This is a genomic window from Enterococcus sp. B2E4, from assembly GCF_030499455.1.
GTDB lineage: Bacteria > Bacillota > Bacilli > Lactobacillales > Enterococcaceae > Enterococcus_D > Enterococcus_D casseliflavus.
Window position 1 is genome coordinate 78,900 of record NZ_JAUKPK010000006.1, and the last position, 12,904, is coordinate 91,803.

Consider the following 12,904-nt stretch of genomic DNA (forward strand, 5'->3'; position numbering starts at 1 on the left):
TATTCATTTTGTTCTTCGAAAAATGAAAAACATATCCAACTATTCGGTTCTGGGGATGTTGAAATCCGCAAAACTTTTTAATAGTAACTTTGAATCATTAAGAACGGATGATTTAGTAAGGATTTCCCGATGAGTCGGTATCGATCACAGCACCTTCAGGTGTTACTCGGAAAAATCCTATTGTCCCCGATCCGCCTTGATTACGAATCGAAATGCTTGTACCTCGGAAAAGATAATCAGCACCAACCATCCCGAAAAATGCGAATGTATAATCGTCATTTTTCATTTCTGGTCTAGCGGCATACAGCATTTCTAATGCTTGATCTTCCATAGAAAGCGTACCGTCAGCATTCGCTTGTGTATTTGAATCAGTCGCAATATCTGATGATTGGATTTGTGTGTTCTGTGTAACAGATGATTGGCTGGGAATTGTTCCAGTTGTTGTTTCAGCTATTGATTCATTTGTAGAAGAGGAACTGGAAAGAGTACTTTCACTTGTAAGCGAAGTGCGAGTAGTGCTTTCTTTGGTTGATACACTATCCGAGGTACCTGTGCTACAAGCTGCAAGACCCAACATTGAACATAAAAAATAGGCAATAAATATTTTTTTCATGTATTTTCTCCTTTTAAGTAAAATTATACCAACTTATTTCTTTTATCTTAATAATACATCTATCTCATTCTAATTACTAGTAAATAGAATGAAGAATCTCAGATTTTTTTTACTATGTCTCAGTTGCTTAAACAGTATTCTCGCTTCCTCAGGTTTCCCGTATGAAATGATTATTGAGCTCTTTAAAAGAAATTTTCATAGTTTCTTATCCGTAATTTAATTATCTTTTCTAAATCATCATTTTAAGGCATTCCTGTATTATCAAGATTTTGATATCACAGGGAAAAAGGTTAATTATAGAAAGGTATCAAAGGTTGCGTTTTTATCCTAATCAAAGTAATAAATTTTCACTGTTTTTTTCACAAATTTCTCTTTTAAAGAACTCTATGAGTGACTGTGACTCGTTACTTAAAATTTCTTTTTTTCGTTTAATCCAACCGATTCTTATGAATACCTGGCAATTCTTGATAGGAATCGTTTTTATTCCATATTGGTTGAACTCATTTTTGCTGATCGACGGTCCAAAACGAAAAACATCTGTTTTTTGCAGCATTGTAATGATACTGGAATTGTCATTTGTATATATTACTTTATCCAACTCGGCAAGGCGGATACCGTCAATTTCGAGATAAAAACTTAAACTGGAATAGTAATCATCTGGTTTTCGTATGACAGGGAAGCTTCTTAACTCTTCCATTGAAATCATTTTGGAATGGTATAACGGATTCTTTTTTCCGAGATTAACATACCAAGTATCGGTCATCCATTCAGTATAAAGCAAGTGCTTGTGTCTCAAAATGTTTTTTATTTCTCTTGACTGTGCTTCATTGTACATAATGATTCCAATTTCAGCATCCGATTTTTCCACTTTTTCAATTACATCATTAAGCCGACATTGCTCAAAATTGATTACAAGGGGATGGAAATCATATACATTATAAAAATCTGCAATAACTTTTTCGACTGTAATCAAGGGGTAAGAAGCAATGTTTAAGACTTTACGGGATTTTTCTTGCGGAATTTTTTTGATCATCTCTAATTGTGCCAAAATCGTTTTTGAATATTGAGCGAGCTTTTCGCCATTTTCTGTGAGTATAACCCCTTTATTTGTACGAATAAATAACTTAGTACCGATTTCCTCTTCAAGCATTTGCATCGATTTACTTAAACTCGGCTGTGATAAATATAGATTATTCGCTGCTCGATTCATGCTTTTTGCTTTAATTATTTCATTGAAATAAATTAATTGCTGAAACTGCATGGTTTCCTCCTCTTTGGTATAACGAATAGTTATACCCAGACTATAACAAATTGATTATGCGAATTGCAAGAAAATTCTGATACTATTAAGCTAAGATAACGAGAACGTTCTCAGATGTGTTCCTATTTCAACCTAAGGAGGCAACAATATGGACAAGCTGCAAACAAAAAATAAAATGATTATGAAGCAAATCGACACCTATGTGGAGAGTAAACGAACCGAGATGATTGAGTTATGGGAGGAACTGGTCAACATTGAAAGTGGGCCAAAGCAAAAAGAAGGAGTGGCAAAAGTAATCAGCGTAATTAAGTCAGAGCTGGAAGATATTGGATTAGAAACAAAGGTCCTCTCAATGCCTAACGCGGGAGATGTGTTCACAGCCTTTTGGAAAAACACCAACAAGGAAAAACCAATCATCTTTCTTGGGCACACGGATACCGTTTTTAAACCAGGAGTAATAAAAATGTTTCCATTTTCTATCGATGATAATGGCTTTGCACATGGTCCCGGTGTTCTCGATATGAAAGGCGGACTGGTTATCGCTCTTTATACGATCAAAGCATTAAAAGAAATCGGCTACACACGTTACCCGATAAAGTTAGTCCTTGCGGGTGATGAAGAAACGATGCACAAGGACTCCACAGCAGCCGAAGTGCTGGCTTCTGAAATAAGAGGGGCTGCCGCGGCATTGAACTTCGAAACAGGTTACCAAGATGATGGTATAGTTGTTGGACGAAAAGGCGGAGGGATCATATCCTTAAAAATCAAAGGTATAGCTGCCCATTCCGGCATTGAGCCCGAAAAAGGAAGAAGTGCCATCTTGGAAGCAGCGTATAAAATTATTGAGCTTGAAAAAGAAAACGACATCTCGGTAGGAAAACTGCTGAATTGTGGAATGGTCAACGGAGGGATAGGTGAAAATACGATTCCAGAAGAATGTGAGATCCGTATTGCTTATCGATTTCCAACCATGAAAATTAAAAATGAGATTGTTTCAGCTGTAGACCGAATTGCAAAAACAAGCTTTATTGATGGAACAACAGCAAAAATAAATCTTGAGATGGGCATGGATTGTATGGAAACTACCCCTGAAGTAATGGCATTATTTGAACACTTTAAACAAGCAGCTCTTGATTCAGGATATGGATCGATTCATCCGTTTTCTGTTGGAGGAATTTCTGATTCAGCGATCGCTGTAGTTAATGGCGTCCCAACTTTATGCGGATTGGGATGTAAAGGGAAGAATAATCACACATTGAATGAATATGCCGAGGTTGAATCATTATTTTCAAGAACAAAATTAGCAGCTGCAGCTGTCTATCAATATCCATAAGAGATGGGAGAGGTCCGAATGAAAACGAAGATCAAAAGTTGGTTGTCACTGATTTTGTTAGTTGTTATTCTGTCTGGCGCATTTAGCGAAAGTGATTCATTCTTGAGAGTTTTCGATTTTACCAATCTCAGCGGGCAATTCGGTTTGATCGGTGATACGAATACAAACTTTTTGGGAACTGGCGGTTTTGGTGCAAGAGAGGGATTCTTAGTGGGCTTGAATTTATTGCCGGCGATCATGCTCTTTTGCGGATTACTTGATGTATTCGAGCATTTAGGTGTTTATGAAGCTTCGCAAAAACTATTCAGTCCAATACTCAAACCTTTATTAGGCATTCCAGGAAGTGCAGGCGTTGCATTTATCAGTAGTTTTACAGGTTCTGATGTAGCTGCAGTAATGACTCGGGATTTAGTAGAAAAAAAAGAAATGACAGATGGGCAAAGAACCGCATTTGTTGCTTACCAATATGCAGGATCGGCGCCTATCAACAATACAATAACTGGCGGCGCTCCATTACTTTTGATCAGTCCAATCGCATTAGGACCTATCTTGCTCGTTCAAATCATTTGTAAAATAGTTGGCGCCAACCTTGTTCGATACCTTATAAACAAACAAGACAAGCGTAAAGTTTCTATGGAGAAGAGAGGAAATCAGACATGACAGGAAAACAAAATGATATTGGGATGACACCTTCAGTGGTTGATATTTTTTTAAAAGGTTGTGCCAAGGGATTTCAAGTTGCTGTAAAAAATATTATTCCCGCAATGATACTTGGCTATACATTGATTTATGTTTTGACCGAAACAGGCCTGTTAGATATCTTGGGAAACATTTTTTCTCCAGTTATGGGCTTGTTTGGTCTGCCAGGTGCGGCTGTCGCAGTTCTAATTTCGGCTTTTTTCGCCAAGGCATCTGGGTGTGCTACAGCTGCTACTTTATACGCTTCCGGCGTATTAACAGTAGGACAAGCAACGATGCTATTTCCCGCATGCATCTTGATGGGGACTTTGATTGGTCATTACGCAAGAATTGTGTTAGTCGCTGGAACTAATAAAAAATGGCACTTATTTATGCTGTTTATTCCTGTTTTTGATGCGTTTCTATCTTTACTGATTATGCGTTTTATTTTGTCGCTTATGAATATTCAATAATGTATTAATTTGATAATATACTGTCCGCTCATCATAGATCGATAACCGGGGTATTTTATAAATCATATCTAGGAGGTTTTATGATGGAAAGAAAATATGTTGCAGAACCATTTAGAATCAAAGCAGTAGAACCGTTAAAGATGTTAAGTCGTGCCGAACGGGTTAAAAAAATCAAAGAGGCAAACTACAATCTGTTTCACTTACGAGGAGAAGATTGTTACATTGACCTTTTGACTGATTCAGGTACAAATGCTATGAGCCAGACCCAATGGGCAGGTGTAATGCAAGGAGACGAGGCCTATGCCGGTTCATCCAGCTACTATAAATTAATCGAAGCTGGAAAGGACATTTTTGACTATGGGTATATTCAACCTGTACACCAAGGTCGTGCGGCAGAAAAAGTGCTGCTTCCATTGTTTTTATCAGAAGGAATGTTCGCTATTTCCAATATGTTTTTCGACACGACACGAGCTCACGTGATCTTAGCAGGAGCCAGACCCATTGACTGTGTAATTGAAGAAGCTAAGAATCCGCATATTCGAGCGAAGTTCAAAGGGAATATGGATGTTGAAAAACTGGAGAAAACGATTCTCGAAAAAGGATCAGACAATGTCGGATTAGTTGTAATGACAATTACGAATAACTCGGCAGGAGGACAACCTGTTTCAATGAAAAACTTGCAAGAAGTGTCAGATATTTGTAAAAAGTATGAGATTCCACTTTGTATTGATGCCGCTCGTTTTGCTGAAAATGCGCACTTCATCAAACGTGATGAAGAAGGATACCAAGACAAAGCGGTGAAAGAAATCGTTCGAGAGATGTTTCAATACGGAGACATGTTTACAATGTCAGCAAAAAAAGATGCCATTGTCAATATGGGCGGCTTGTTAGGGATCAAAGAGAAAGAATCACCACTTGTTCTTAAAGTGAAAGCAAACTGTATAAGCTATGAAGGATTTTTCACTTATGGTGGATTAGCAGGTCGTGATCTTGAAGCGATGGCAATAGGTTTGTATGAAGGAATAGATGAAAATTATTTGAAGTATCGGATCGGACAAATGGAGTATTTGGCTTCGCGACTAGATGAAGCGGGGATTGCCTATCAATCTCCAGTTGGCGGACATGGTGTTTTCATTGATGCAGCAGAGATGTATCCACAAATTCCTTATTATGAGTATCCAGGACAGACATTGTGTATTGAGCTCTATAAAGAAGCAGGTATACGTACCTGCGACATTGGGTCGTATATGTTAGGCAACGATCCAGATACGAACAAACAATTAAAAGCCGACTTTGAATTCAGCCGTCTTGCAATTCCAAGAAGAGTCTATACGCAGTCTCATCTGGACACTATAGCAGATGCGTTGATTTCAGTGAAAAAACGAGCACATACGATCCAACAGGGTTATAAGATAACATGGGAACCACCAATTCTTCGCCACTTCCAAGCGCATTTAGCTCCTTTAAGCTGAGGCGCTTGAAATGAAAAGAATTATTCATACAAAAGAAGCACCGCAAGCTATCGGCCCATAATCCCAAGGAATCACAACGAATGATTTGTTTTCCTTTCTGGATAGTTCGGAATCAACCCAAAAATAATGAACTGACCAAGGGCATTATTGACCAGACAGAGCACATATTCACAAATATTCAGCGGATGCTAGCAGCTGTTGATCTTCAATTCAGTCATATTCTAAAAGTCACTGTATTTTAAAGGACATCAAGCATATGAGTGATGTGAATGCTGTTTTTATCCGGTATCTTATCTTTCAAAACCCTATCCAGCACGCAGTGCATTTCAAATTGCTGAGCTGCCGCTAAATGCTTTAATTGAAATTGAAGTGATAGCGGGAAATCCCGTAAAATATTTATCCTAGTTTCGAAGCAAAAAAATCCAGCGATCAGCTGGATTTTTTGTTTAGTGAATTTATCTGGTTTGCAATTCCCTCCATCAAACGTTAAAAATAGAAGGGAAGATGAGAAAGAATGCTTACTCTTAAGTATTTGATCTATACTCATTACGAATCACCAATCTTCCATTTTAGTCCGGTTGAGCAGACAGACCTCCTTGTAAAATTACCAAGCGGAGTTGGACGATGCCAGTCATCGAAGAACAACGGACAAAACGAAAACAGTTTTCTCAGTCAATCCTAGGCGTTGATCAAAAATGTAATTTTCTCCTCATACCCGGAGTGACACCGTAAACTTCTTTAAATTTTTGGTAAAAGAAATTAATATTCTCAAAGCCGACTTGCTGCGAAATATCAACGATATCCATGTCGGTTGAAAGTAAAAAACGATCTGCTGCCAAGATACGTTGATTGATTACAAGTTTTTTGTAAGAATAGCCGGTATGTTTTTTTAAAAGATTGGACAGATAATTGGGATTAAGGTTGAATTGTTCCGATAATTCTGTCAAAGTCAAATTTGCGTAATTTTTCTCGATGTATTTCAAAATTGGAACAATCGGGCTCTTTCGATATTGATCGGAACGATCCGTATAAGAATCTTGATAGATATTCACAAGATCCGAAATGATCAAACCTAACAATCCTTCACAAATGTCGGTATATGCTGTGGAACGATCAAACCATTCGCATAACAACTCTTTAAAAAAGAACTGTAGACGTGTCCTTGTTTCTGAAGCAAAATGAATAAATCGATCATGTTTCATTCCATGAGTGATGGCTTCAATAAAGAATGAAGTCAAAACGCTTTCCGAGGAAAAACGGTTGAAAAAATTTGCAGTTAAATAGTACTTGGGAATAATCAAATTAATGAGAATATCATCTTCGCCAAGCGGTTCAATCTTGTGAACAGTATTTGCATCCATCAGCAAAATTTGCCCTTCATACAGAAAATGTGGTTCATTGTTAATGATCTGCTGACATTTTCCAGCATACATATAGTTAAATTCAATCCAATCATGACAGTGAATAGGGTAATTCTGAAAACGAGAATGTCGTTTTATAAAAAACGGCTGATCTTTAGTAATCATCTGTGAATCTGTCAGTTCCATACAAAGAACTTCTTGATCGTTGACAACTACTTTTTTAAAATCTGAATAGTCGGGTTTTAAATTGCCGTCACGGTAAGCTTCTTCATGAGAAGAAACTTCACGGATCAAGTTGTCTAGCGCTAAATGGTCCATCGTTTTACTCCTTTTTTTCGATTTTAACAATCCGTTATCGAGTAGTCAAATCTGTGTTTTTGTTAAAAAGAAAGCGTTTATTGATATTCGCGTCAGTAGAATAATTTGTTATATTGAAAACAAGTTGAAATTGAAGGCGCTACCAAATCAACAATAAATGATTGGAAGGAAATATTATGAAAGAAAAAATCACAGGTTATTTCGATAAATTAAGTCCTTTTTTTGACAAATTAGGCAACAATGCTTATTTAAAATCGATCTCCGGTGCGATGATGGGGACACTAGGTCCTATTTTGATCGGCTCGATCGCTGTTTTACTTCTAGTATTACCTAATAGTCTTCCAGCACTTTCATTTTTAGCTGGTTTCGCAAATGTTTTTAGCAAACTAAATCAAATAACTATTGGCTCGATGGCTGTTTATGTCGTGGTATTAATGGCTTATCATTTAGTGAAAAATCTACGTCCGTCAGAAGATGGTATTTCCGCTGCTATTATCGCATTGCTTAGTTTCTTTATCATTACCCCTCTAGGTACAACGACGGACGAAGTCAGCGCGATTCCAGCTACTTGGCTAAGTGCACAAGGAGTATTTTCCGCAATGATCGTTGGTTTGGTAAGTGGAAGAGTATATATTTGGCTGAAAGACAAAGGTTGGACGATCAAAATGCCAGCAGGTGTACCTCCTATGGTAACAAAAGTATTTGAATCAATTTTGCCTACGGTTCTTATCAGTGTACTCTTCATTGTATTAAATTCACTCTTTGAAGCAACCAGCTTCGGCAACATGCATCAGTTTGTTTACAGTATCATACAAGAACCGCTTCAAGGGATCGGAGGATCAATCAGTGCAGTCATTCTGATTTCACTGATTCAACAGGTTTTATGGTTTTTCGGTATTCATGGAACAAATGTCGTTATGCCGATCGTTCAAGCCCTGTGGATGGCAATGGACGTCGAGAACTTAAACGCTGTTGCGGCAGGCCAAACACCGCCAAACATTACTGGCTATGCATTCTTTATGATCATAACTTGGAGCGGTATGGGCTTAGGATTAGCATTATTAATGCTGCGAGCGAAAAGCAAGCAGTATCGAGAAACAGGGAAAGTCGCAATTGTTCCAGCTCTTTTCGGAATCACTGAACCATTGATTTTTGGTACGCCTTTGGTATTAAACTTTAAATTAGCGGTACCATTCATTACCAATAATAGCATTGCTTTAATTTTAGCTTATGTTTTAACACGTTTTGGATTTGTCGCTCGTTTTACTGGTGTTACTGCCATTTTCGGTTTACCAATTGGGTTCCATGCAGCTGTTCAAGGGAAACTATCGATTATCATTCTACAGTTGTTCATTCAACTGATTTTGTCACCGATATTATGGTATCCGTGGTTTAAAAAGCTGGATAAAGAAACCTATCAATTGGAACAAGCCGCATTGAAGGAGAAAGTGTAAACTCGATGAAGAAAGCGGCTAGTATCGCTTTCTTCTTTTTACATGTGGCACTAAAAGAGAAAAGAGGAGCACAATGAAGTATACCAATCCAATTATCAAAGGATTTCATCCTGATCCGAGTATCTGTTTCGATGGGAAATCCTACTATATAGTCTGTTCAAGTTTTGAATTTTTTCCTTGTCTGCCGATTTTTGAAAGCCAGGATCTGCTCAATTGGCATTTTAAGCAGTATGCGATTGATTGTCCGGATCATATCAATCTGAAAGAAATCAGCAACTCGATGGGACTTTTTGCCCCAACGATCCGCTTCTTTGAGGAAACATATTTTCTAGTATGTACAAATGTCACCCAAGGGAATTTCATCTGCCATACGAAAAACCTTGACCATGGTTGGTCTGATCCAATCTGGATCGATTGTCCTTTTGGGATCGATCCCTCAATTTCATTTATTGATGGCCGATTTTTCTTCCAACTTGCTGCATCAATGAAAGGGAAAAACAGCATTCTACAATTTGAAATCGATCCTTACAGCGGGAAAATGCTGACAGATCCGGTAGCAATCAGCCAAGGTTGCGGTGGACGCGACGCAGAAGCACCGCATCTATTCAAGAAAGACGAATGGTACTATCTTGTATTGGCAGAAGGTGGCACAAGAGAAGGCCATATGGTAACGATTCAAAGAAGCAAATCAATCAATGGTCCGTATGAAGGAGCTAATACGAATCCTATCCTCTCTAATAGAGATATCAAATCGAGGCTTCAAGCCGTAGGGCACGCAGATTTCTTTCAAGACAAAAAAGGTTCTTGGTGGCTGACCGCTCTTGCGACTAGGCCCAACCGTCATTTCACCCTGCTTGGTCGTGAAACGATTTTATTACCTGTAGAGTGGATAGATGGTTGGCCAGTTGTCAATCAGACAGGGAATGCATCGGTTGAAGTTGAAACAGATCGTTTTTCAAAAAGCGTTAAGCAGCGGAATGAACTAGTACCTTTTCTCTGCAAGAAGTTGCAGAGTGTACGTTTGCCAATTGATTATACGTATGATACTGATTTGATCATTGATAACTTACCGACTCGTTTAGGAACTTCTAAGGACGAGCCCATTGCCTTTTTGTCCTTATGTCAAGCTGATACTACCTGCTGCTTTGAAACCACTTTGATGGTCGACGAATGTCAGGAGGGGACTTTTGGTATAGCAATCTACAAGGATGACTTGAATTTTTGCCAATTTGGATTGCGAAAAACAAAACACCAAACAGAACTTTTTGGCAGGAAAAACATCTTTGATTTACTTCTGTATCGATCCAATAATTTAAAAGATAGAGAGCGGTTGACTCTGAAATTGTCTGGAGACAGCAACAGCTACAACCTGCTGATTTTAGATGAAACGAATACAGTAGTGTTCAAAGATCAAATCGCTGTACGTCATTTTACAAATGAATGTTCTGACTCAAAATTTACCGGTGTCCAGTTAGGAGTCTTTGCAGAAGCAGCTACAGGAAAGACTCGATTCATCACACCAGAACTAAGATATCAATAGAAAAAACTATGCGAGGAGTAATAATATGAAAAATCAAACACTGGTACAATTAGTCAACCAACTGACCTTAGACGAAAAAATCGGCCAATTGGTGCAGTTATCTGGAGAATTCTTTCACGGAAGCGATTTGTCTTTGGGTCCTCAGCAAAAACTTGGCATCGAACAACAAACCATCGATGTTGTTGGTTCGGTATTGAACGTCACAGGTGCCCAAGTAACTCGAAAGATTCAAACAGACTACTTAAGAAAAAGTCGACACAAAATCCCACTATTGTTCATGGCAGATATCATCTATGGATACCGAACAGTCTTTCCGATCCCTCTGGGATTGGGAGCAACATGGAATCCAGCATTGATTCAAAGCGCCTATCAAGCCGCAGCACAAGAAGCAAGAGCGGCTGGCGCACACGTAACATATGCACCAATGGTCGACTTAGTACGCGATGCTCGATGGGGGCGATGCTTGGAGTCGACAGGAGAGGATCCGCTGCTAAATGCTGATTTTGCGAAAGCAATGGTAGAAGGCATTCAGCAAGAAAAAGGGGGAACACTGCTCGGAATCGCTGCCTGTGTTAAACATTTTGCTGCTTATGGTGCATCAGAAGGAGGACGAGATTATAATACAGTTGATATGAGCGAACGCAAACTGCGTCAAGACTACTTAAGCGGCTATAAAGCGGCTGTCGAGGCAGGATGCAAACTAGTCATGACTTCTTTTAACACGTATGATGGTATTCCCGCTACTGCTAATCAATTTTTGATCAAACAAATTTTAAGAGAAGAATGGCAGTTTGATGGAGTCGTTATTTCGGATTATGCAGCTGTTCAAGAATTAATTCCTCATGGGATTGCTACGGATGATCGAGAAGCGGCCAAATTAGCGATCGAAGCAACAAATGACATCGATATGAAAACCCGATGTTATGCGAAAGAGCTTCGTCCGCTGCTGGAAAGTGGTGCGATCGATCAGCGGTTGATCGATGACGCTGTGTATCATGTCTTGAAACTTAAAAAGGATTTAGGGCTGTTTGAAGATCCCTTCCGTGGCAGTTCAGAGGAAGTAGAAGCTCAAATACTCTTATCCGAAGAGAACCGGAAACTTGCACGAAAAGTTGCCTCCGAAGCGATCGTTTTATTGCAGAATAAGCAAGAGGTACTTCCTCTTACTCCAAAAAAAGAGAAAATATTACTCGTTGGTCCATATGGTGACAACCAAGCAATGATTGGTTTATGGGCAGTACACGGAAAAACAGAGGATGTCACAACATTAAAAACGGCGCTCCAAAATACAGTGTCGGAAAAATATGTTCATTACGAACCAGGTTGTCCGCTTTTAGAAGATGATTCTATACTTGGAGACTTTGGCTATACTGCCAGTGGCAATTCCTCATCAGCTGCACAGCAAGATCTTTGGCTGAAAGAAGCGTTGAAAGCTGGCACTGAGGCAGACATTATTCTTTTTGCTATGGGGGAACACAGTTTGCAAAGTGGGGAAGCTGGCAGTCGAACGGACCTTCATTTACCAGCTGTTCAAAGAGCTTTTATTAAAAAAATGACCGCTCTTGGTAAAAAAAATATCTTGATCAATTTCAGTGGTCGCCCACTGGTGTTAAAAGAAGAAACAAAACAAATGGATGCAATATTACAGGCATGGTTTCCTGGTACAGAAGGAGCACAAGCAATCGTTGACATACTTTTTGGGAAGGTCAATCCTTCTGGTCGTTTAAGTATGAGCTTCCCAGAAGATGTAGGGCAGCTGCCACTTTACTACAATCACTTCAATACTGGAAGACCATTGAACAGCAAGACACATACAGGACGTTTCGTTTCGAAGTATCTGGATTGCTCAAACGAGCCGCTCTTTCCATTTGGTTATGGGTTGAGTTTTGGGGAAGCATCATACCATTCGTTAAAATTGAGTGATTCAACTATGAATGAAACGTTGGAAGCTGAAATTACGATCCGCAACAATTCTGCTTACTCCAGATTGGAGACAGTCCAGCTTTATATCAGAGATCACGTTGGATCGGTAGTTAGGCCAGTGAAAGAATTAAAAAAATATAAAAAAATTCCGTTGTCTCCATACGAAGAAATAACCGTTTTGTTCACGATAACTAAAGAAGATCTTTTTTACTATCAAAAAGATCTGACTTTTGGCGTCGAACCTGGATTGTTTACTTTATTTATTGGGAAAAATTCTGCAGAAGGTGAAGCAGCGACTTTCGAACTTCTATGAATATATGATCATTTTCTGACACGAAACGCTTTCTGATCCTTTAACTACTTCTAACATTTCAAACAAGGTACTGTTTTCATTAGGTATTACCTTGTAAAAATATAGATCACGAGGAAAAATGAAAGATAAGACAGGGGAGAGCCGTAAAGCTACGCTTAATGTTTT

General features: G+C 38.8%; 12 protein-coding genes. 8 read left to right on the forward strand and 4 right to left on the reverse strand.

From position 1 onward, the window contains the following. Positions 1 to 112: 112 nt before the first annotated feature. Both Q1X33_RS06935 and Q1X33_RS06940 read right to left on the reverse strand, forming a co-directional pair. Positions 113 to 613: a hypothetical protein gene (locus tag Q1X33_RS06935; RefSeq protein WP_005226030.1), complete on the reverse strand. Its 501-nt coding sequence runs from the start codon at positions 611 to 613 to the stop codon at positions 113 to 115. Between the two features lie 331 nt (positions 614 to 944). Continuing rightward, positions 945 to 1,874 (reverse strand): LysR family transcriptional regulator, encoded by a 930-nt coding sequence (locus tag Q1X33_RS06940; protein ID WP_005226031.1) that lies wholly within the window; start codon positions 1,872 to 1,874, stop codon positions 945 to 947. A gap of 148 nt (positions 1,875 to 2,022) precedes the next feature. On the opposite strand from Q1X33_RS06940, the gene Q1X33_RS06945 reads away from it, so the two are divergent. The 5 genes from Q1X33_RS06945 to Q1X33_RS16665 all read left to right on the forward strand — a co-directional run bounded on the left by Q1X33_RS06945 (position 2,023) and on the right by Q1X33_RS16665 (position 6,072). Next, a complete protein-coding gene (locus tag Q1X33_RS06945; RefSeq protein ID WP_171805160.1) occupies positions 2,023 to 3,207 on the forward strand; it encodes a M20 family metallopeptidase in 1,185 nt (394 codons plus the stop codon). 18 nt (positions 3,208 to 3,225) lie between these two features. Beyond that, positions 3,226 to 3,867: a nucleoside recognition domain-containing protein gene (locus Q1X33_RS06950; protein WP_241761006.1), complete on the forward strand. Its 642-nt coding sequence runs from the start codon at positions 3,226 to 3,228 to the stop codon at positions 3,865 to 3,867. Beyond that, complete coding sequence (locus tag Q1X33_RS06955) at positions 3,864 to 4,358, forward strand: nucleoside recognition domain-containing protein (protein WP_005231345.1); 495 nt, start codon at positions 3,864 to 3,866, stop codon at positions 4,356 to 4,358. Before Q1X33_RS06950 ends, Q1X33_RS06955 begins: the two co-directional genes overlap by 4 nt. Positions 4,359 to 4,441: 83 nt before the next feature. Further along, entirely contained in the window at positions 4,442 to 5,830 is a 1,389-nt protein-coding gene (locus tag Q1X33_RS06960) for a tryptophanase (protein ID WP_034868562.1), read from the forward strand. Between the two features lie 80 nt (positions 5,831 to 5,910). Further along, positions 5,911 to 6,072: a Rid family hydrolase gene (locus Q1X33_RS16665; RefSeq protein ID WP_367652787.1), complete on the forward strand. Its 162-nt coding sequence runs from the start codon at positions 5,911 to 5,913 to the stop codon at positions 6,070 to 6,072. On the opposite strand, the gene Q1X33_RS06965 is transcribed toward Q1X33_RS16665, so the two are convergent. Further along, complete coding sequence (locus Q1X33_RS06965; protein ID WP_034695606.1) at positions 6,069 to 6,377, reverse strand: hypothetical protein; 309 nt, start codon at positions 6,375 to 6,377, stop codon at positions 6,069 to 6,071. The two genes, Q1X33_RS16665 and Q1X33_RS06965, sit on opposite strands and share 4 nt — an antisense overlap. Before the next feature lie 142 nt (positions 6,378 to 6,519). Further along, the gene (locus Q1X33_RS06970; protein ID WP_005226036.1) at positions 6,520 to 7,509 is read right to left on the reverse strand and encodes an AraC family transcriptional regulator; all 990 of its coding nucleotides are present in this window, start codon (positions 7,507 to 7,509) and stop codon (positions 6,520 to 6,522) included. Positions 7,510 to 7,685: 176 nt separating this feature from the next. Here Q1X33_RS06970 and Q1X33_RS06975 point away from each other — a divergent pair, with 176 nt between their 5' ends. The 3 genes from Q1X33_RS06975 to bglX all read left to right on the forward strand — a co-directional run bounded on the left by Q1X33_RS06975 (position 7,686) and on the right by bglX (position 12,739). Continuing rightward, positions 7,686 to 8,963, forward strand: a complete 1,278-nt coding sequence (locus Q1X33_RS06975; RefSeq protein ID WP_034877646.1) for a PTS sugar transporter subunit IIC — start codon at positions 7,686 to 7,688, stop codon at positions 8,961 to 8,963. A gap of 73 nt (positions 8,964 to 9,036) precedes the next feature. Further along, on the forward strand, positions 9,037 to 10,503 hold the full coding sequence (locus tag Q1X33_RS06980; protein ID WP_301969601.1) for a glycoside hydrolase family 43 protein: 1,467 nt from the start codon (positions 9,037 to 9,039) through the stop codon (positions 10,501 to 10,503). After that, positions 10,496 to 12,739 carry a beta-glucosidase BglX gene (gene bglX, locus Q1X33_RS06985; RefSeq protein ID WP_270787895.1) on the forward strand — a complete coding sequence of 748 codons (2,244 nt, stop codon included), beginning with the start codon at positions 10,496 to 10,498 and terminating at the stop codon, positions 12,737 to 12,739. The genes Q1X33_RS06980 and bglX overlap by 8 nt, the downstream gene beginning before the upstream one ends. Positions 12,740 to 12,904 lie beyond the last annotated feature (165 nt).